Origin of the sequence: Rhodopseudomonas sp. NSM, from assembly GCF_052445935.1 — a bacterium.
In the GTDB taxonomy this organism is placed as follows: domain Bacteria; phylum Pseudomonadota; class Alphaproteobacteria; order Rhizobiales; family Xanthobacteraceae; genus Rhodopseudomonas.
This window is the reverse complement of record NZ_JBQTCH010000007.1, coordinates 77,318-95,714: the sequence shown is the minus strand read 5'-3', so window position 1 is coordinate 95,714 and position 18,397 is coordinate 77,318. Positions and strand designations below refer to the sequence as shown.

The window sequence follows — 18,397 nt, the reverse complement described above, 5'->3', positions numbered from 1 at the left end:
CTGAGGTGCGCGCCCGACGGGCGCGCCTCGAAGGATGGAAAGCGCGCACAGCATCATCCTTCGAGGCTCGCTTCGCTCGCACCTCAGGATGACGGCCGTAGTGTTGAGATGCAATTAGGATCGACAATGGCCTCCTCCGAACAGCCGAAGACTTTCATTCCTCTCAACATCGCGGTGCTGACCGTGTCCGACACCCGCGCGCTCGACGACGACAAGTCCGGAGCGACGCTGGCGGACCGGCTGACCACGGCGGGGCACCGTCTCGCGGCGCGCGAGATCGTGAAGGACGACGTCGAGGCGATTCGCGCGGTGGTGCGGCGCTGGATCGCCGATGCGGGCATCGACGCGATCATCACCACGGGCGGCACCGGCTTCACCGGCCGCGACGTGACACCCGAGGCGATCGAGCCGCTGTTCGAGAAGCGCATGGACGGCTTCTCGACGGTGTTTCACATCATGAGCTACGGCAAGATCGGCACCTCGACGATCCAGAGCCGCGCAACCGCCGGCGTTGCGGGCGCGACCTATATTTTCTGCCTGCCCGGCTCGCCCGGCGCCTGCCGCGACGGCTGGGACGGCATCCTCGCCGCCCAGCTCGATTACCGCACCCGGCCGTGCAATTTCGTCGAGATCATGCCCCGCCTCGACGAGCATCTGCGCCGCGACAAGGCCTGACCTCACCGCATCCGTGGTGAGCGGCTCCGTGGCTTGACAGTCCCGCCTGCTCACGAAACCATCCGTCCAAACGACAGCCGCGATCACGCGGCGACGAGGGAGGATGCCGTGGGAGAAATCGTTTCGCTGCAGCAACTGGCCGCGCAGGTTCGCGACGGCATGACGGTCGCGCTGGGCTCCGACAATGCCGGCGCCGCGATGGCCGCCACGGCGGCGATTCTCGCCCACCGCCCGAAAAATCTCCACCTCGTGTGCGTCCCGATCAGCGGCATGCAGGCCGACATGCTGATCGGCGAGGGGCTGGTCGGCACGCTCGAGACCAGTGCGGTGACGCTCGGCGAGGCCGGCGGCGCGCCGCGATTCGCCGACGGCATCCGCAACGGCGCGTTCAGGATGATGGACGCGACCTGCCCGGCGATTCTCGCCGGCCTCGTCGCCGGCCAGAAGGGCGTGCCGTTCATGCCGATCCGCGGCATCATCGGCAGCGACCTGCTGGCCTCGCGGCCGGACTGGACCATCATCGACAATCCGTTCGACGCGAACGACCCGATCGTCGTGGTGTCGGCGATCCGGCCCGACATCGCGCTGTTTCACGCCCCCGAGGCCGATCGCTTCGGCAATGTCCGGATCGGACGGCAGGCCGAGCTCGCGGCGATGGCCTATGCGGCGAAGACCACGCTGGTGACGGTCGAACGCATCGTCGAGACCTCGCTGCTCGCCGACGAACGCTCGGCCGCCGGTGTGTTGCCGGCGCTGTATGTCGGCGCGATCGCCGAGGCGAAGCACGGCGCCTGGCCGCTCGGGCTGGCCGGTGAATACGCCACCGACAGCGCCGAAGTCGCGCGCTATGCCAAGATGGCGCGCTCGGCCGACGGCTTCGCGGCCTACATGAAGGGCTTCGCGCAAGCGTTCGAGGCGGTGGCATGAGCGCGATGCCCGCGACGTCGCGCGAAATCCTGATCGCCACCATCGCCGACCTGCTCGACGGCGTTCGCACCGTCGCGGTCGGCGCGTCGTCGCCGATGCCGGCGGCCGGCGCGATGCTGCTGCGCGCCCGCAACGAACAGCGCGGCCGCGAGCGCGTGCGGGTGATCGTGCTGGGCTCGCGCCAGCACAATTTCTTCACCAACGGCTCGTTCGAACTGTTCGACGCCACCGCGCAGGGCCGGATCGACGCGTTCTTTCTCGGCGGCGGCCAGATCGACGGGCAGGCCAATATCAATCTGGTCGGCACCGGCGACTATCCGGCGAGCACCGTGCGCTGGCCGGGCTCGTTCGGCTCCGCCTTCATGTACTATCTGGTCCCGCGGGTGATCCTGTTTCGCGAGGAGCACTCGCCGCGGGTGCTGGTCGACAAGGTCGATTTCGTCAGCGCGCCGGGATCGAGCGACGGCATTCATCGCAGCGGCGGGCCGCACGCGTTGCTGACTGGCCTCGCGCTGTTCGACTTCGACAAGCAGAAGAAGCGCTTCCGGTTGCGCAGCGTGCATCGCGGCGGCTCGGCTTCGGATGTCCGCGCCAACACCGGCTTCGACTACGATGCGCCGGACGAGGTGCCGTTCACGCCGGAGCCGGATGCGGAAACGCTTTCGCTGCTGCGCGGCCGGGTCACCACCGAACTCGCCGAGTGCTATCCGCAATTCGTCGAGACGATGGTGGCCGATCGCGCCGCGTGAGGCTGCCGCTCAGAAGCGGCGCCGGCCGAGCGCCGCGCGCAGCCAGCAGACCAATGCGCGCATGGCCGCATAAATAGCGGCGCGCTGCAGCGCCCGTCCACGCCGGGCGTGGAACGCGATCAGCTCGGAGGTGACCTGCCGCGACTGGTCGCGACGCGGCGCCATTACAGCGTCAGCTCCCAGGTCTCGCCGATCAGGTCGGGGCCGAAGCTGCGATGCGGCTCGGTCGCGACCAGCACGAAGCCGGCGTCCTGATAGATTTTTCGCGCCGCGCCGAGGATGCTCTGGGTCCACAGCGTCACTTTGCGATAGCCGCATTGCCGGGCGAAGCCGATCGCCTCCTGCACCATCCGCTGTCCGAGCCGATGGCCGCGCGCCTGCGGCGTCACCAGCAGCAGCCGCAGCTTGGCGACCTCGTCGCTGGCCTGCACCAGAAACAGCGAGCCGGCCTGAGCGCCGTCGAGTTCGGCGATCCAGCAGCGCTCGCGCCTGGGATCGTGCGCGGCGAGAAACTTGCCGGCGATCTCGGCGACCAGCGCCTCGAACGAGGCGTCGAAACCGTATTCGGCGGCATAGAACGCGCCGTGGCTCTGCACCACCCAGCCGATGTCGCCGGGCTGCGGGCCGCGCAGGATCGGGCCCTGCGACGGGGCCGCGCGGAGCAATCGCTCGATGGTCTCCATCGACGCCACCAGCCGCGACCGCTCGGACGGCTGCAGGCCCGCGAGCATCGCCGCGATCTCCTGCTGCGAGCGCTGCTCGAGCCGGCCGTAGGTGGTGCGGCCTTTCGCTGTCAGGCCGATCCGCGACTGCCGCCGGTCGTCCGGCGACGGCTTGCGGCTGATCAGGCCCTGCTCATCGAAGCTCTGGAGAATCCGGCTGAGATAGCCGGCGTCGATGCCCAGCTCGGCGCCGATCTCCTTGGCGAGGGGGGCGTCGCGATGCGCCAGCTCGTACAGCACCCGGGCTTCGGTGAGCGAAAAAGGCGTATTCAGCAGGTGCTGCTCGAGCACGCCGAGCCGGCGGGTGTAGAAGCGGTTGAAGCCGCGGACGCGGGCGACCTGATCGGGCGGGACGGGGTTCGACATGGCAACTCCTCAATGGTTGCCATTGTCAAATATATGGTTGCTTTTGGCAAGTATTTTTCCGGCCCACGGCCGCACTCGTCCGTCTGCCGCGACGCGCGGAGCGTCTCCGCGATCTGTCGCGAGGGCGGGGATGGGGCGGGAAGGGAGATTGTCGGTCGAGGAGCGGCGCCGCGCTCAGACCAGCACGATTTGGCTGCGCAGCAGCGTGCGCGACGAGCGGCCGAGCTGCCGCAGCAGCCGCGCTTCGGAGCGCTCCGGGTCGTGGCCGCCGAGCTGGTCGTAGTGATCGCGGGCGATCAGCAGGCCCTGATCGGCCCGCGGCCCCGCGATCTGCCGGCGCAGGGCTTTGAACGTCTCGCGCCAGCTCGGCTCCGCATAAGGTGAGCGCGCATAGCGAAAGATCCCCGCGCGCGGCCGGCCGCTGAGCGAGACGCCCTGGATGAACTGCGAGGTCTCCTCGATCCAGCCGGAATCCAGCACCGCGCCGGCGTGCAGGAACATCAGCCATGGCGACCGCGATTGCTGCGCGCCCGCTGCCAGCGCCGCGGCGCGGCTGCCCTGCACGGCGAGGAAGCCGCAACCGGCGACGTCGGCGACGCGCTCGATCACGCCGTCATCCTTGCGATCGACCAGCAGGACCTCGCGAATCACGCCGGCGGCCGCGCCAGGCACGAGCGCGGCCAAGGTGGCGACCGCGGTCCGTTCAACTCCGTCGGTAGGAATGATGACGCTCAGCATGTCCGCCGAATGACCTGGTTACGACCATTTGATGCACGCTTAGCACCTCGCGGCGCCGAAATCAGCCCGGAATTGCAGTCCGGGCCGAACCCAAGCGATGTGGTTGATCGACCCGGCGGCGCTGTGGATGCGACGATTATGTTCTTGATTTGTTCTATTTACGCGCTATCTTCGAACCATGAGCAGAGCATCCAATGCCCTCAAGCGCCCGCCGGTCACGGCGCCCTCCGAGCCGGTGGGCGCGCCTTCTCCCTTTCCTGCGATCGAAGTTGCTATCGATAAGCAACGTCGCCGCGGCCGTGGCGCGCAATCCAACGCTTCGGGTCGGTTCGAGGCCGAGGCGCGGGTCGCGTTCGACGACGGCTGGCAGAGCCTCGACGAGCTGCCGCCGTTCAAGACCACGGTGGCGCTCGACACCGCGCGAAAGGTGATCACCCGCAACGATTCGCCGGATATCGGCTTCGACCGTTCGATCAATCCGTATCGCGGCTGCGAGCACGGCTGCGTCTACTGTTTCGCGCGGCCGACCCATGCCTATCTGGGCCTGTCGCCGGGGCTGGACTTCGAGGCCCGGCTGTTCGCCAAGCCGGACGCGCCGGCGCTGCTGGAGAAGGAACTCGCCGCCGCCGATTACGAGCCGAAGATGATCGCGATCGGCACCAATACCGATCCGTACCAGCCGATCGAGCGCGAGCACAAGATCATGCGCGGCGTGCTCGAAGTGCTGGAAAAGACCGGCCATCCGGTCGGGATCGTCACCAAATCGGCGCTGGTGACGCGCGACATCGATATCCTGGCGCGGATGGCGAAGCGCCAGCTCGCCAAGGTGGCGCTGTCGGTGACGTCGCTCGACCCGAAACTGTCGCGCACCATGGAGCCGCGCGCTTCGACGCCGGAAAAGCGGCTGGAGGCGTTGAAGCGGCTGTCGGAGGCCGGGATTCCGACCACCGTGATGGTGGCGCCGGTGATCCCGGCGCTCAACGACGTCGAGATCGAGCGCATCCTCGACGCCGCCGCCCATGCCGGTGTCAAGGAGGCGAGCTACGTAATGCTGCGGCTGCCGCTCGAGGTCCGCGACCTGTTCCGCGAATGGCTGATGGCGAACTATCCGGACCGCTACCGCCACGTCTTCACGCTGATCCGCGATATGCGCGGCGGCCGCGACTACGACTCGCAATGGGGCACGCGGATGAAAGGCACCGGCCCGATCGCCTGGATGATCGGTCGCCGCTTCGAGACCGCCTGCGCGCGACTCGGCCTCAACAAGCGCCGCTCGAAATTGACGACGGATCATTTCGCAAAGCCGGAGCGGGCGGGGCAGCAGTTGAGTTTGTTCTAGCGGGGCTTCCACTCGCGGGATTGATGGGGAAGGGCGGCGAGTTCCGGCGGCGGCGATGTCGCTTGAATAGCGGGCATGGCGCGGAATTTCCGGTTGCGCGTGCCGGTGCCTGCCCGCAGCATCGCCGCATGATTCGGAATTCCACGAAGCCTGCCAAGGCCGCGCCCGGCAAGGCGAAGACGACGGCCAAGGCGGCGAAGCCGGCCGCGACGTCAATCAAAGCCACCGGAAAGGCGCAGGCCGCCAAAGCCTCGCCCGCCAAGGGACTCGGCCGTGGCGTGATCGCGGTGGCGCCGCCGAGCTTTCGGCGCGAGCGCGCGCTGCTCAAGCGTGGCGTCTGGCCGGTCGCCGGCTGCGACGAGGCGGGCCGCGGGCCGCTCGCCGGCCCGGTGGTCGCGGCCGCCGTGGTGCTCGACCCGAAGCGGGTTCCGAAGGGCCTCGACGACTCCAAGCGGCTCACCGCCGAGCGGCGCGAGGAGCTGTTCGAGGAAATCTGCGCCACCGCGCAGGTCGCCGTCGCCTGCGCCTCGCCGGAGCGGATCAACCGCGACAACATCCTGCGCGCCTCGCTGTGGGCGCTGACCCGCGCCGTCCATGCGCTGCCGGACCTGCCGCAGCACGTCTTCGTCGACGGCCGCGACCGGCTGGCGACGCGGTGCGAGAGCGAGGCGGTGATCGGCGGCGACGGTCTGATCGCCTCGATCGCCGCGGCCTCGATCATCGCCAAGGTCACGCGCGACCGGCTGATGTGCCGGCTTGCGCAGGAGTGTCCGGGCTACGGCTTCGAGCAGCACAAGGGCTACGGCGTGCCCGAGCATCTCGCGGCGCTGGCGCGGCTCGGTCCGACGGAACATCACCGCCGGTTCTTCGCGCCGGTCGCCGCCGCCTGGCGGAAGATCGAAGGCGTGCCGGCCGAGGTCGCCGCCCTCAGCGGCGATCTGTTCGACACACCCGCGGATTCCGCGATCGAGGCCACGCTGTAGGCGGTGCCAAGCCGGTTGCCTGGTGCGCCGGTGGGTTCTATCACGGGCGAACCGAACTCCGCTGGCCCCTTATGCGCTTTACCTCCCTGATCATCGAATTGATCCGCGCCCGGCCGCGGCTGATGTTCTGGCTGGTGGTGTCGGCGCAGGCGCTGCTGTGGCTGATCGTCCCGCTGCTGGTCTATGCCGGACCGCCGGACGGCGTTGCGATCGTGCTCGCCTATGGCCGGGAATATCAGGTCGGCAGCGACCTCGGCCCGCCGCTGGCATTCTGGCTCGCCGACATCGCGTTCCGCGCCGCCGGCGGCCACATCGCCGGCGTCTATCTGCTGGCGCAGCTCTGTTTCATCGTCACGTTCTACGGGTTGTTCCAGCTCGCGCGCAGCATGGTCGGGCCGCAGCATGCGGTGATCGCGGTGCTGCTGACCTCGACCGTCACCGCGTTTGCGGAGGCGGGCGTCGAATTCGGGCCGCTGGTGCTGGCGCGGCCGCTGTGGGCGCTGGTGCTGTGGCATAGCTGGGAGATCATCGGCCGCGGCCGGCGCAGCGCCTGGTTCGCGCTGTCGATCGAGGTCGGGCTGCTGCTGCTGACCACGGTGGCCGCACCGGCCTTGCTGCTGCTGCCGATCGGCTTCGCGCTCGCCACCGCCCGGACCCGCCGCGCGCTGATGTCGCTCGATCCGCTGTTCGGCCTGCTGGTGATCGCGGTGCTGGTGCTGCCCTATGGCATCTGGCTGGTGCGCGCCGACATCTTCGCGCTGCCGCCGCTGCCGGCGACCGCTGAACTGACCGATCGGGCGATCCTTGCGGCCGAGCTGTTCGGCGGCCTGCTGGTCGCGCTCGGCGGCGTGGCTCTGCTGGCGTTGCTCAACACCCGATTCGATCGCAGGCCGGACGATGCGCCGGTGGTCTATCGGGCGCCGGTCGATCCGCTGGCGCGGCAGTTCGTGTATTTCTTTGCGCTGGCGCCGGCGCTGCTCGGCAGCGTCGCCGCGGCTTTATTCGGCCTGCCTCACGTCATCGGCGGCGCCGGCATCGCGCTGCTGATGGTCGGGCTCGCGGTGGTGATGGCGACCGGGGACCTGATCCGCCTGCGCCGGCAGCGCGTGCTGCGCGCCGCCTGGGCTGCGGTCGTGGCGGCGCCGGCGGTGGCGGTGATCCTGATTGCGGTGGTGCAGCCCTGGGTCAGCCCGGCGGAACGCGCGACGTCGCTGCCGGCCAGCGATATCGCCCGGTTCTTCGGCGAGAGCTTCGAGCGCCGCACCGGGCGGCCGCTGCCGGCGGTCGCGGGCGATCCCGAACTCGCCGGACTGATCGCGATGGGCAGGTCGCGGCCGCATCTGTTTCTCGATGCGACGCCGGCGCGGACGCCCTGGGTGACCCGGGAGACGTTCAACGCGCGCGGCGGCGTCGTGGTCTGGCGCGCCGCCGACACCGCCGGCAAGCCGCCGCCGGAGATCGCGCAGCGATTTCCCGAGATCGTGCCGGAGCTGCCGCGCGCTTTCGAGCGGACCATCGCCGGGCGCCAGCCGCTGCTGCGGATCGGCTGGGCGATCGTGCGGCCGAAGGCCGCGCAGTAATTCCGCTCGCGATCAGTTCGCCGGCGACTGTATTGCGGCGAGCGCCGTCGCGATCGCGCGCAGGTCCTGCCACGCCAGCCGCTTGTAGGTCGGCTGCCGCAGCAGATAGGCCGGATGCAGCGTCGGCAGCGCGCGGATCATGCGCGTCCCGGTGTCGTAGTCGAACCAGCGCCCGCGGGTGCGCATGATGCCGTCGCGGGTCGACAGCAGCGTCTGGGTCGAGGGATTGCCGAGCGTCACCAGAATTGCCGGGTTCACCAGCTCGATCTGGCGCCGGATGAAGGGCAGGCAGATCTGGGTCTCCTGCGGCGTCGGCGTGCGGTTGCCCGGCGGACGCCACGGGATCACATTGGCGATGTAGACTTGGCTGCGATCGAGGCCGATCGCCGCCAGCATCAGGTCCAGCAGCTTGCCGGAGCGGCCGACGAACGGCAGCCCCTCGATGTCTTCTTCGCGGCCCGGCGCTTCGCCGACCAGCATGAGGCGCGCCTGCGGATTGCCGTCGGCGAACACCAGCCGCGTCGCCGTCGATCGCAGCGCGCAGCCGTCGAACTGCTCCATCAACGCGCGTAGCGCCTCGAGCGTCGGCGCGGTCGCGGCGGCCTCGCGGGCGGACACGATCGCGGCCTCCGGCACCAGCGGCACGGCCGCGCTCGACGGAATCACCGGTTGCACCCCGACCGGTCGCGTTGTTTCGAGACGTGACGGCGGCTCAGCCGCACGTAGCTCCGCGCGAGCCGGCGCGACGATCTCGTCGTCGAGCATCCGGTTGACCGGCTCGTCGTTCAGCGCGCAGTCGACCCCGGACTCGAGGTAGAACGCCAGCAATTGCTGCAGACTCGGCGCGGGTTCGGGCATCATCATCAGCGGCCGATCGGGAGGTGGTGAGCAAGGCCGGACATCGCCGACGGTTTCGCAGAGCGAACTCTGCCCCAGAAAAACGCCGCGTGAAAGCCGGAACGATCGCGCAGCCGGTACATTTGGGTGGTTGTCCTTCGCGGAAAAATAAGAAAGAACACCGGCTGGAAACGTTCAAGAGTGTCCTGCGAGAAAATTCAATGAGCGACGAAACGCTGCCGCCCCGCGAATCGATGGAATTCGACGTTGTGATCGTGGGCGCGGGACCCTCGGGACTGGCTTCCGCGATCCGCCTGAAACAGCTCAATCCGGAGCTGTCGGTGGTCGTGGTCGAGAAAGGCTCCGAAGTCGGCGCGCACATTCTCTCGGGCGCGGTGATCGACGTGACGCCACTCGACGCATTGATGCCGGGATGGCGCGAGGACGAGACCTGTCCGCTCAAGACCCACGTCGAGGACGATCATTTCTACGTCATGACGGCGGACAAGGCCTACAAGGTGCCGGGCATCATGGTCCCGCCGATGCTCAACAACCACAAGAACTTCATCGGTTCGCTCGGCGATCTGTGCCGCTGGCTCGGCCCCAAGGCCGAAGAGCTGGGCGTCGAGATCTATCCCGGCTTCGCTGCGACCGAAGTGCTTTACGGTGACAACGGCGAGGTGCGCGGCATCGCTACCGGCGACATGGGCATCGGCCGCGACGGCCAGCCGAAGGATTCGTTCACGCGCGGAATGGAGCTGCTCGGCAAGTACACGCTGTTCGCTGAGGGCGCGCGCGGCAGTCTCGCGAAGCAACTGATCGCGAAGTACAAGCTCGACAAGGACAGCGATCCGCCGAAATTCGGCATCGGCCTGAAGGAAGTCTGGGAGATCGATCCGGCGAAGCACCGCAAGGGCCGCATCGCGCATTCGTTCGGCTGGCCGCTCAGCAACAATATCGGCGGCGGCTCGTTCCTGTATCACTACGGCACCAACCTGGTCGCGGTCGGCTTCGTGGTGCATCTCAACTACGACGATCCCTATCTCTCGCCTTTCGAGCAGTTCCAGAAATTCAAGACGCATCGCTCGGTGGCGCCGACCTTCGAGGGCGGAAAACGGATTTCCTACGGCGCGCGCGCCATCACCGAAGGCGGCTGGCAGTCGGTGCCGCGGCTGACGTTCCCGGGCGGCGCGCTGGTCGGCTGCGCCGCGGGCTTCGTCAACGTGCCGCGTATCAAGGGTGTCCACAACGCCATCGGGTCCGGCATGCTGGCCGCCGAGCACGTCGTCGCGGCGCTCGCCGAGGGCCGCAGCAACGACGAGGTCAAGAGCTACGAGGAATCGTGGCGCGAGTCCGCGATCGGCCGCGATCTGTTCAGGATCCGCAACGTCAAGCCGCTGTGGTCGAAGTTCGGCACCGCGGTCGGCGTGGTGCTGGCCGGATTCGAGATGTGGTGTTCGACGCTCGGCTTCTCGGTGTTCGGCACGCTGTCGCATGGCAAGCCGGACCGCTCGACGCTCGATCCCGCCAAGTCGCACGAGCGGCATCCGGCCGCGAAGCCCGACGGCAAGCTCACCTTCGATCGGCTGTCCTCGGTGTTCCTGTCGAATACCAATCACGAGGAAGACCAGCCGGTGCATCTGAAGGTCGCCGACATGGACCTGCAGAAGAAGTCGGAACACGATGTCTTCGCCGGTCCGTCGGGGCGCTATTGCCCGGCGGCGGTCTACGAATGGGTCGAGGAACCGTCGGGACCGCGCTTCGTGATCAATGCGCAGAACTGCGTCCACTGCAAAACCTGCGACATCAAGGATCCGAACGGCAACATCACCTGGGTGCCGCCCGAAGGCGGCGGCGGCCCGAATTATCAGGGCATGTAGCCACGATGTCGTGAGCGCCGGCGCGCTGCGAGCGACGCGCCGGTCACGATGCTGCCATGTTGCCACCGTCTCAATCGGATCGAGGGCCGTGCCGCGACACTTTGCGGAGCGGTACGGTGGATGCGTGCCTGGTCCGATCCTTGCGATCGGTCGCCAAACCCGGCATTGTCATCGGCCAGACGCTGCCGGCTCGGCGGCCGGGATATCCGAGCCCTTTCCTGGAGCTAGGCATTTGATGCTCGTTCACCGATTCCGTCGTTCGATGTTTGTCGCCGTCACCGTCGCGGCGCTGCCGATCGCGGGGCAGGCGCTGGCGCAGACTCCGGACCATCCGGGCGACAATTCCGCGCAGTTTCCGACCAGCCAGGATCTGCGGTCGATGACCACGGCCGGCAGCTATCTCGCCGCCCGCCACGCCAGCGTGGAACGCGACGCGGCCTCCGCCGCGGCGTTCTATCGCTCTGCACTGCGCACCGACCCGAAGAACAACGAGTTGCTCGACCGCGCCTTCATCTCGTCGCTGGCCGAGGGCAATATCGAGGAGTCGGTCAAGCTCGCCGACCGGATCCTCAAGATCGACAAGACCAACCGCGTTGCGCGGCTGGTGATCGGCGTTCGCGATCTGAAGACCAAGAAATACGCCGCGGCGATCCAGAACGTGAATCTGTCGGTCCGCGGTCCGATCACCGATCTGGTCGCGACCCTGCTGTCGAGCTGGGCGATGGAGGGCGCCGGCGACGTCAAGGGCGCGGTCGCCAATATCGACAAGCTCGCCGGTCCGGAATGGTATCCGATCTTCAAGGATCTGCATTCCGGCATGATGCTCGAGCTCGCCAACAAGCAGAAGGACGCCGGCGTCCGCTTCGAGCGCGCCTACAAGCTCGACGATTCGGCGCTGCGGGTGACGGACGCCTATGCGCGCTGGCTGTCGCGCAACAAGGACGACGGCTCGGCGGTCGCGATCTACGAGGGTTTCGACAAGAAACTGTCGCGCCATCCGCTGGTGCTGGAAGGATTGCGCGAGGCCAAGGCCGGCAAGAAGCTGCCGCCGCTGGTCGACAGCCCGCAGGCCGGCGCCGCCGAAGCGCTGTACGGCATCGGCGCGTCGCTGACCCGCCGCGGCGGGGAGGACCTCGCGCTGGTCTATCTGCAACTCGCGCTCTACCTGAAGCCGGATCACGCGCTGGGGCTGCTGGCTCTCGGCGACCTCTACGAATCGGTCAAGAAGCCGCAGATGGCGGTGAAGGTCTACGAGCGCGTGCCGGCGAGTTCGCCGCTGAAGCGCAACGCCCAGATCCAGCTCGCCACCGATCTCGACGCGATCGACCGCAGCGACGAGGCGATCAAGATCCTCAAGACGGTGATCGCCGAGGACGGCAAGGACCTCGAGGCGATCATGGCGCTCGGCAATATCGAGCGCGGCCGCAAGAAGTTCGCCGATTGCGCCGTGACCTACACCCAGGGCATCGACTCGCTCACCGGCTCGGAGAAGAACAGCTGGGTGTATTACTACTTCCGCGGCATCTGCGAGGAGCGCTCCAAGCAGTGGGCCAAGGCGGAAGTCGACATGAAGAAGGCGCTGTCGCTGCAGCCGGAGCAGCCGCATGTCCTCAATTATCTCGGCTATTCCTGGATCGACCAGGGCATCAATCTCGACGAAGCGATGAAGATGATCCGGCGCGCGGTCGACCAGCGCCCCGACGACGGCTACATCGTCGACTCGCTCGGCTGGGCGTATTTCCGCATCGGCAATTACGAAGAGGCGGTGAAGACGCTGGAGCGCGCGATCGACCTGAAACCGGAAGATCCGACCATCAACGACCACCTCGGCGACGCCTATTGGCGCGTCGGCCGGACGCTGGAAGCGCGTTTCCAGTGGGCCCACGCCCGCGATCTCAAGCCGGACCCGGACGAACTGCCGAAGATCGAGGCCAAGCTCGCCAACGGCCTGCCGGAGGACACCTCCTCGGCGGCGTCGGCGGACAAGAAAAAAGAAGACGGCAAGGGCGGCTGAGTTGAGCGACGCAATGCCAACGACGGCGCTGAGCGATCAGGCCCGCGCCAAGGTCAATCTGACGCTGCGCGTGATCGGTCGCAGGGTCGATGGCTATCATGAGCTCGAAAGCGTGGTGGTGTTCGCCGACTGCGCCGACAGCTTGACGCTCGCGCCGGGCCAGGACCTCAGTCTCGATGCCAGCGGGCCGCGGGTTGTTGAATGCGGCGACAACGCCGACAATCTGGTGATCAAGGCGGCGCGGCTATTGGCCGAATTGGTGCCCGGGCTGACGACCGGCGGCTTCGCGCTCGACAAGCAACTGCCGATCGCGGCCGGCATCGGCGGCGGCTCGGCCGACGCGGCTGCGGCGCTGCGACTGCTGGCGCGCGCCAATGGTCTTGCGCTCGACGATCCCCGGCTGATGGAAGCCGCCGGACGCACCGGTGCCGACGTGCCGGTCTGCGTCGCTTCAGCGTCCTGCATCATGAGCGGCATCGGCGAGAAGCTGACGCCGCTGCCGTTGCCGAGGCTCCCGGCGGTGATGGTCAATCCGCGTGTCGGCGTCCCCACCAAGGACGTTTTTGCCGCGCTCGGATTGAAGAAAGGCCAGTTGAACGTCGGCATCACCGACCTGGTGGCCGCGCCGGCCTGGCCGGATCGCGACGCGCCGCTCGGCGCGTGGATCGCCGCACTTTCCGCCGTCGTCAACGACCTCGAAGCCCCCGCCAGGCAGGTACAGCCGCTGGTGGGCGAGGTGATTGCGCTGCTGGCGGCCTGCGACGGCGCGCTGCTGGCGCGAATGTCCGGCTCCGGCGCGACCTGTTTTGCGATTTTCGGCAGCGATGCCGAGGCCAAGGCCGCCGCGCAGTCGATCCAGCGCGCGCATCCGAACTGGTGGGTGCATGCGGGAACGCTGAGCTAGCTCCCGCCGCGCAGCGCACGACCGACCCGACCATATCCGCACCGTCATGCCGAGCCGAGCGCCCAGGAAGGGCGCCCTGCGACGATGTTTGCGTCGTCGGTGGATCGGCGCGCGGGTCCCTTTGATGGTGATTGAACTAATACAATCTAAATCACGAAGGCATTGGTCATGTTTACCCGTCATGGTGATCAGCGGAGGAAACTCCGGCGCATTGCAAGGCCAGCCCAAGAAGCCGGCTGCGCGCCGACGACAGGCTACCGGAATATTCGCGTTGTCGGCATCCCGCGTTCAGGGATGACGCGAGCGGATTCGCCGCTCTGAGTTGAGATCCGGCGACTGCGGGCGCCGCTTCGGACATCCGCAGCACTACCCCGCTCAAATCAAATGGAGGCTTGTCATGACCTATCGTGTTCTCTCGCCGCGCCTTGTTCTCGCCGCTCTCACCCTGTCGATGCTCGGCCTCGTCGCCGTCGATACCAGGCCGGCGGAAGCCGTGGTCTGCGGACCGCGCGGTTGCGTCGCCGCACCAGTCGCGCGCGCCGCGGTGGCCGGGCCGGTCGGTGTCGGTCGCGTCGGCGTCGGTCGTGTCGGCGTTGGTCGTCCGGGTGTCGGCGTCGGCGGAGTCGGGCGCAATATGGGCGGTCCGGTCAACCGCGTCGGCCGTCGCTGAACCGTCGTCGTCGACGCGCTCGGCGTCAGAATGAGGAGCGCGCCCCATGGGGCGCGCGTCTCGACGGGCGCGATGGCAGGTGACGGGCTTGGCAGTCCCAGCGCCGGCTGCAGCTAGTGCGACCTGGCCAGGCAGAACGCCACGACCTGCTCCAGCGCGGTCTTCATCGGCGACGGCGGGAACAGCGCCAGGGCATCGACCGCCATCGCGCCGTAATGATGCGCGCGCTGAATGGTGTCCTCGAGGGCGCGATGCTTGGTCATCAGTTTGATCGCCTGGTCGAGATCGGCCTCGGTGATTTCGCCGCGCTCCAGCGCCTTGATCCAGAACGCCCGTTCGGCGTCGTTGCCGCGCCGGAACGCCAGCACCACCGGCAGCGTGATCTTGCCTTCGCGGAAATCGTCGCCGACGTTCTTGCCGAGCTTGGCGGCCTTGCCGCCGTAGTCGAGCACGTCGTCGACCAGTTGGAACGCGATGCCGATATTCATGCCGAACGAGCGGCAGGCCGACTGCTCGGCCTTCGGCCGCTCGGCTATCGCGGGGCCGACTTCGCAGGCCGCGGCGAACAGTTCGGCGGTCTTGCCGCGGATCACCGCGAGATATTCGTCCTCGGTGGTCGCGGTGTTCTTGGCGGCGGCGAGTTGCATCACTTCGCCTTCGGCGATCGTCGCCGAGGCCGCCGAGAGGATATCGAGCGCCCGCAGCGAGCCGACCTCGACCATCATCCGGAATGCCTGGCCGAGCAGGAAGTCGCCGACCAGCACGCTGGCCTCGTTACCCCACAGCATCCGCGCCGACTTCTTGCCGCGCCGCATCTCGCTTTCGTCGACGACGTCGTCGTGCAGCAGCGTCGCGGTGTGCATGAATTCGACCGCGGCGGCGAGTTTGATGTGGCCGTCGCCGGCATAGCCGGTGAGGTTGGCCATCGCCAGCGTCAGCATCGGCCGCAGCCGCTTGCCGCCCGAGGAGATCAGATGGTTCGCGACCTCGGGGATCATCGTGACGTCCGAGCCGGTGCGCGACAGGATGGTGGCGTTGACCCGCTCCATGTCGGCCGCGACAAGTCCGACCAGTTGGTCGATCGAGGCGGACGGGGGGCCTTCGAAGGGTACGACTACGGCCACGCTCAGTCTCCAGATTCGGGAGGTTTCCGGCAAAACGAGTCCGCGCGAAAACTCCGTGATTTCGTTGCTTGGGGCGAATTGCGGCTGCGGCCGGCGATTTCGCTCTTGGTCCAGGTCCCGACTATAACATGGGACTGGCCCGCTCACGAGACGAGCATTCGCTCGCAACGGTTGCCGGGAGCTATAATGCAGGGATCAGGGGAGGCGCAAGGTTGCGGGAACTGGTGAGGACCAATGACGTGGTGTTGATCTCGGCGGTCGGGGCTCTGCTCGACGGCGCCGAGATCGACTATCTGGTGATGGACCAGAACATGAGCGTGCTGGAGGGGTCGGTCGGGGTGATTCCAAGGCGCGTTCTGGTCCATCCTGACGACCTCCGCTCCGCGCGTCAGGTTTTGACTGACGCGGGTCTGGCCCACGAACTCCGCACCGATGACTGATCCTGCCCCCACCACCGAGGACGGCTTTCTCGGCGGGCGATTGCGGCTACGGCAGCCGGTCGCCGGCCACCGTGCCGGCCATGACGCCATCCTGCTGGCGGCGGCGACCAGGGCGCGGGCCGGCGACCGGGTGGTCGAATTCGGCGCCGGCGTCGGCGCGGCCGGGCTGGCGCTGGCCGCAAGGGTCGGGGGGCTCGATCTGGTGCTGGTCGAGCGCGATCCGCGTCTCGCCGGCCTGGCGCGCGCAAACGCCGCGGCCAACGGCATCCGCGCCGAGGCCATGGTGCTGGATGTGGAGGCCGGCGCAGACGCCTTCGCGGCGGCGGACCTCGGGCCCGACAGCGTGGATGTCGTGCTGATGAATCCGCCGTTCAACGATCCCGCCCGGCATCGCGGCTCGCCCGATGGCGCGCGGCAGATCGCGCATGTGGCGACCGCCACGACGCTGGAGGCCTGGGTCCATGCCGCGCGACGCGTTCTGAAATCGGGCGGGGCGCTGACGCTGATCTGGCGTGCCGACGGACTGGCCGACGTGCTGGCGGCGCTCGGCCGCGGCTACGGCAGCCTTTGGCTGCTACCAGTCCATGGCAAGCCGGACGAGCCGGCGATCCGGGTGCTGATACGCGCGGTGAAGGGAGGGCGGGCGCCGCTTCGGATCGACGCAGCGCTGCATCTGAACGAGGCCTCTGGAATACCGACAAACTCGGCGCGCGCGGTCCTGAACGGTGAGACAATATTGCCGTCCGCAATCACATAATCGCGAGTGGCCGGCAAGGCCTGCGCATCAGCGATTAGTGCGGCATCGGATCGGACTGCTGGTCCGGCTTGGCGGTGAAGTGAGCCAAGGCCAGAATGGCCCCCATCAGCAGCAACAACAGATAGATTTTCATCCGCCCCTCCACTGCGTCGTTGAAGCCGCGTTCCTATATGAAACTCGGTCATGAAACTCGGTGCTGCAAAACGCGTTCCAGACCATGATGTAACAGGCAATGAAATGATCAACTCCCGGGTGAACGCATGAATGAACCGGCGACCGCTGGCCGCAGCTCTTCGGGGCTGCTCGACACTCTCGGCAAATGGATTCCGGCCAGGTTCCGCTCCGACATTCCGGTTGTCCCGGTGGTGCGGCTGTCGGGCGTGATCGGCGCCGTCACGCCGCTGCGGCCGGGCATGTCGCTGGCGGGCGTCGCCAAATTGTTGGAGCGCGCGTTCGCGACTCGCAACGCCAAGGCGGTGGCGCTGGCGCTCAATTCGCCGGGCGGCTCGCCGGTGCAGTCGCGGCTGATCTATCTGCGCATCCGCGCGCTGGCGGCCGAGAAGAAGCTGCCGGTCTATGCCTTCGTCGAGGACGTCGCGGCGTCCGGCGGCTACATGATCGCCTGCGCCGCCGACGAGATCTATTGCGATCCGTCGTCGATCGTCGGATCAATCGGCGTGGTCGGCGGCAGCTTCGGCTTCCAGGAACTGATCAGGAAGATCGGCGTCGAACGCAGGCTCTACACCGCCGGCGAGCACAAGGCGCAACTCGATCCGTTCCTGCCCGAAGACCCCGCCGACGTCGCCCGCGTGAAGGCGCTGCAGCGGGAAATCCACGCGCTGTTCATCTCGCTGGTGAAGGACAGCCGCGGCGCGCGGCTGAAGGGCGACGAGGACACGCTGTTCTCCGGCGAGTACTGGGCCGGCGGGACGTCGGTGACGCTCGGTCTCAGCGATGCGATCGGCGACCTGCGTGCGGTGCTGCGCGAAAAATTCGGCGACAAGGTCCGCACCCCGGTGATCGCGGCGCCGACCGGCCTGCTGTCGGGCCTGATGCGCAAATCGTCCGGCGCCGAGGCGTCGCTCGACGGGTTCGCAGCGCTGCCCGACCAACTGATCTCGGCGCTGGAAGCGCGCGCGATCTGGGCCAAATATGGCTTTTAGAAGATGCCGGACGCGCTGTTTCGCCCCGCCGGATGCGATTGCGGAGCGGGCGCGATTCAGCGAGACTGTTGCCGGGGCGTGACGTGACCCGAGATGAGGATCGACCAATGCCGCCGCTGCTTGTACTTGCCGGAAGTCTGGTAGGGATCGCGCTCGTGCGCTGGGCCTTTCGGACCGCCGGCCGAATCAATCAGGAACTGGACGACGCGCGCTCCGCAATCTTCGCCGAGCCGCAGCCGGCCGAAATTCCGACGCTGCGCAGGGACCCGGTGACCGGCGCGTATCGGCCCGGCTGATCGCCCGCTGTTTCATCGACCTTGCGGCCGGATTCGGTGCCGGCCCTGGGGCGGGGCATCGCCCGCAAGGCCGGCACGCAACCTTGGAGGTTGCAACTGATCTGGCGCGCGCCTGGAAACTCTATCGACGGTCACCGGTCTCGCCGTTGAGCCGCCGCGCGATCGTGAGCAGGACCCTCAGCGCGTCGATCACGGTCCGATCGTTACCCGGCAGTTGCTAACGAATTTCGGCC

General features: G+C 67.7%; 19 protein-coding genes. 13 read left to right on the top strand and 6 right to left on the bottom strand.

Annotated features, from left to right (window positions below; genetic code table 11):
• Window positions 1-126: 126 nt before the first annotated feature.
• The 3 genes from moaB to ACTZWT_RS18140 all read left to right on the top strand — a co-directional run bounded on the left by moaB (window position 127) and on the right by ACTZWT_RS18140 (window position 2,351).
• Window positions 127-675 carry a molybdenum cofactor biosynthesis protein B gene (gene moaB, locus ACTZWT_RS18150; RefSeq protein ID WP_444771077.1) on the top strand — a complete coding sequence of 183 codons (549 nt, stop codon included), beginning with the start codon at window positions 127-129 and terminating at the stop codon, window positions 673-675.
• Between the two features lie 108 nt (window positions 676-783).
• Window positions 784-1,602, top strand: coding sequence for a CoA transferase subunit A (locus tag ACTZWT_RS18145; RefSeq protein WP_444771076.1), 819 nt, complete (start codon window positions 784-786; stop codon window positions 1,600-1,602).
• Window positions 1,599-2,351 (top strand): CoA-transferase, encoded by a 753-nt coding sequence (locus tag ACTZWT_RS18140; RefSeq protein ID WP_444771075.1) that lies wholly within the window; start codon window positions 1,599-1,601, stop codon window positions 2,349-2,351. Before ACTZWT_RS18145 ends, ACTZWT_RS18140 begins: the two co-directional genes overlap by 4 nt.
• Window positions 2,352-2,360: 9 nt before the next feature.
• Here ACTZWT_RS18140 and ACTZWT_RS18135 read toward each other — a convergent pair whose 3' ends face one another.
• The 3 genes from ACTZWT_RS18135 to ACTZWT_RS18125 form a co-directional block, all read right to left on the bottom strand.
• A complete protein-coding gene (locus tag ACTZWT_RS18135) occupies window positions 2,361-2,516 on the bottom strand; it encodes a hypothetical protein (protein WP_444771074.1) in 156 nt (51 codons plus the stop codon).
• A complete protein-coding gene (locus tag ACTZWT_RS18130; protein WP_444771073.1) occupies window positions 2,516-3,439 on the bottom strand; it encodes a bifunctional helix-turn-helix transcriptional regulator/GNAT family N-acetyltransferase in 924 nt (307 codons plus the stop codon). The genes ACTZWT_RS18135 and ACTZWT_RS18130 overlap by 1 nt, the downstream gene beginning before the upstream one ends.
• A 174-nt stretch (window positions 3,440-3,613) precedes the next feature.
• Window positions 3,614-4,177: a glycosyl transferase gene (locus ACTZWT_RS18125; RefSeq protein WP_444771072.1), complete on the bottom strand. Its 564-nt coding sequence runs from the start codon at window positions 4,175-4,177 to the stop codon at window positions 3,614-3,616.
• Window positions 4,178-4,355: 178 nt separating this feature from the next.
• Here ACTZWT_RS18125 and ACTZWT_RS18120 point away from each other — a divergent pair, with 178 nt between their 5' ends.
• The 3 genes from ACTZWT_RS18120 (at window position 4,356) to ACTZWT_RS18110 (ending at window position 8,079) form a co-directional block, all read left to right on the top strand.
• Entirely contained in the window at window positions 4,356-5,516 is a 1,161-nt protein-coding gene (locus tag ACTZWT_RS18120) for a PA0069 family radical SAM protein (RefSeq protein ID WP_444771071.1), read from the top strand.
• A gap of 128 nt (window positions 5,517-5,644) precedes the next feature.
• Window positions 5,645-6,499 carry a ribonuclease HII gene (locus tag ACTZWT_RS18115; RefSeq protein WP_444771070.1) on the top strand — a complete coding sequence of 285 codons (855 nt, stop codon included), beginning with the start codon at window positions 5,645-5,647 and terminating at the stop codon, window positions 6,497-6,499.
• Between the two features lie 71 nt (window positions 6,500-6,570).
• On the top strand, window positions 6,571-8,079 hold the full coding sequence (locus ACTZWT_RS18110; protein WP_444771069.1) for a glycosyltransferase family 39 protein: 1,509 nt from the start codon (window positions 6,571-6,573) through the stop codon (window positions 8,077-8,079).
• Between the two features lie 12 nt (window positions 8,080-8,091).
• Here ACTZWT_RS18110 and ACTZWT_RS18105 read toward each other — a convergent pair whose 3' ends face one another.
• Window positions 8,092-8,940, bottom strand: coding sequence for a uracil-DNA glycosylase (locus ACTZWT_RS18105; protein WP_444771272.1), 849 nt, complete (start codon window positions 8,938-8,940; stop codon window positions 8,092-8,094).
• 197 nt (window positions 8,941-9,137) lie between these two features.
• Between ACTZWT_RS18105 and ACTZWT_RS18100 the strand changes: the two genes are divergently transcribed.
• The 3 genes from ACTZWT_RS18100 to ACTZWT_RS18090 all read left to right on the top strand — a co-directional run bounded on the left by ACTZWT_RS18100 (window position 9,138) and on the right by ACTZWT_RS18090 (window position 13,714).
• Window positions 9,138-10,796 (top strand): electron transfer flavoprotein-ubiquinone oxidoreductase, encoded by a 1,659-nt coding sequence (locus ACTZWT_RS18100; protein ID WP_444771068.1) that lies wholly within the window; start codon window positions 9,138-9,140, stop codon window positions 10,794-10,796.
• 235 nt (window positions 10,797-11,031) lie between these two features.
• A complete protein-coding gene (locus ACTZWT_RS18095; RefSeq protein WP_444771067.1) occupies window positions 11,032-12,810 on the top strand; it encodes a tetratricopeptide repeat protein in 1,779 nt (592 codons plus the stop codon).
• Between the two features lie 13 nt (window positions 12,811-12,823).
• A complete protein-coding gene (locus ACTZWT_RS18090; RefSeq protein WP_444771066.1) occupies window positions 12,824-13,714 on the top strand; it encodes a 4-(cytidine 5'-diphospho)-2-C-methyl-D-erythritol kinase in 891 nt (296 codons plus the stop codon).
• A 172-nt stretch (window positions 13,715-13,886) separates the two neighbouring features.
• On the opposite strand, the gene ACTZWT_RS18085 is transcribed toward ACTZWT_RS18090, so the two are convergent.
• Window positions 13,887-14,432, bottom strand: coding sequence for a hypothetical protein (locus ACTZWT_RS18085; RefSeq protein WP_444771065.1), 546 nt, complete (start codon window positions 14,430-14,432; stop codon window positions 13,887-13,889).
• A gap of 65 nt (window positions 14,433-14,497) precedes the next feature.
• Window positions 14,498-15,508: a polyprenyl synthetase family protein gene (locus ACTZWT_RS18080; RefSeq protein ID WP_444771064.1), complete on the bottom strand. Its 1,011-nt coding sequence runs from the start codon at window positions 15,506-15,508 to the stop codon at window positions 14,498-14,500.
• 212 nt (window positions 15,509-15,720) lie between these two features.
• Here ACTZWT_RS18080 and ACTZWT_RS18075 point away from each other — a divergent pair, with 212 nt between their 5' ends.
• The 4 genes from ACTZWT_RS18075 (at window position 15,721) to ACTZWT_RS18060 (ending at window position 18,164) form a co-directional block, all read left to right on the top strand.
• Entirely contained in the window at window positions 15,721-15,948 is a 228-nt protein-coding gene (locus tag ACTZWT_RS18075) for a putative signal transducing protein (protein ID WP_322514348.1), read from the top strand.
• The gene (locus tag ACTZWT_RS18070; protein WP_444771063.1) at window positions 15,941-16,705 is read left to right on the top strand and encodes a tRNA1(Val) (adenine(37)-N6)-methyltransferase; all 765 of its coding nucleotides are present in this window, start codon (window positions 15,941-15,943) and stop codon (window positions 16,703-16,705) included. Before ACTZWT_RS18075 ends, ACTZWT_RS18070 begins: the two co-directional genes overlap by 8 nt.
• A gap of 260 nt (window positions 16,706-16,965) precedes the next feature.
• Window positions 16,966-17,868 (top strand): S49 family peptidase, encoded by a 903-nt coding sequence (locus tag ACTZWT_RS18065; RefSeq protein WP_444771062.1) that lies wholly within the window; start codon window positions 16,966-16,968, stop codon window positions 17,866-17,868.
• 107 nt (window positions 17,869-17,975) lie between these two features.
• Window positions 17,976-18,164 carry a hypothetical protein gene (locus ACTZWT_RS18060; RefSeq protein WP_444771061.1) on the top strand — a complete coding sequence of 63 codons (189 nt, stop codon included), beginning with the start codon at window positions 17,976-17,978 and terminating at the stop codon, window positions 18,162-18,164.
• Window positions 18,165-18,397 lie beyond the last annotated feature (233 nt).

Bases quoted from the DNA above. Each gene is read 5' to 3' on its own strand.
- moaB (WP_444771077.1), top strand. From the start codon at position 127: ATGGCCTCCTCCGAACAGCCGAAGACTTTCATTCCTCTCAACATCGCG.
- ACTZWT_RS18065 (WP_444771062.1), top strand. From the start codon at position 16,966: ATGAATGAACCGGCGACCGCTGGCCGCAGCTCTTCGGGGCTGCTCGAC.
- ACTZWT_RS18060 (WP_444771061.1), top strand. From the start codon at position 17,976: ATGCCGCCGCTGCTTGTACTTGCCGGAAGTCTGGTAGGGATCGCGCTC.
- ACTZWT_RS18130 (WP_444771073.1), bottom strand. From the start codon at position 3,439: ATGTCGAACCCCGTCCCGCCCGATCAGGTCGCCCGCGTCCGCGGCTTC.
- ACTZWT_RS18090 (WP_444771066.1), top strand. From the start codon at position 12,824: ATGCCAACGACGGCGCTGAGCGATCAGGCCCGCGCCAAGGTCAATCTG.
- ACTZWT_RS18095 (WP_444771067.1), top strand. From the start codon at position 11,032: ATGCTCGTTCACCGATTCCGTCGTTCGATGTTTGTCGCCGTCACCGTC.
- ACTZWT_RS18135 (WP_444771074.1), bottom strand. From the start codon at position 2,516: ATGGCGCCGCGTCGCGACCAGTCGCGGCAGGTCACCTCCGAGCTGATC.
- ACTZWT_RS18140 (WP_444771075.1), top strand. From the start codon at position 1,599: ATGAGCGCGATGCCCGCGACGTCGCGCGAAATCCTGATCGCCACCATC.
- ACTZWT_RS18120 (WP_444771071.1), top strand. From the start codon at position 4,356: ATGAGCAGAGCATCCAATGCCCTCAAGCGCCCGCCGGTCACGGCGCCC.
- ACTZWT_RS18115 (WP_444771070.1), top strand. From the start codon at position 5,645: ATGATTCGGAATTCCACGAAGCCTGCCAAGGCCGCGCCCGGCAAGGCG.
- ACTZWT_RS18070 (WP_444771063.1), top strand. From the start codon at position 15,941: ATGACTGATCCTGCCCCCACCACCGAGGACGGCTTTCTCGGCGGGCGA.
- ACTZWT_RS18110 (WP_444771069.1), top strand. From the start codon at position 6,571: ATGCGCTTTACCTCCCTGATCATCGAATTGATCCGCGCCCGGCCGCGG.
- ACTZWT_RS18085 (WP_444771065.1), bottom strand. From the start codon at position 14,432: ATGGGGCGCGCTCCTCATTCTGACGCCGAGCGCGTCGACGACGACGGT.
- ACTZWT_RS18125 (WP_444771072.1), bottom strand. From the start codon at position 4,177: ATGCTGAGCGTCATCATTCCTACCGACGGAGTTGAACGGACCGCGGTC.
- ACTZWT_RS18105 (WP_444771272.1), bottom strand. From the start codon at position 8,940: ATGATGCCCGAACCCGCGCCGAGTCTGCAGCAATTGCTGGCGTTCTAC.
- ACTZWT_RS18100 (WP_444771068.1), top strand. From the start codon at position 9,138: ATGAGCGACGAAACGCTGCCGCCCCGCGAATCGATGGAATTCGACGTT.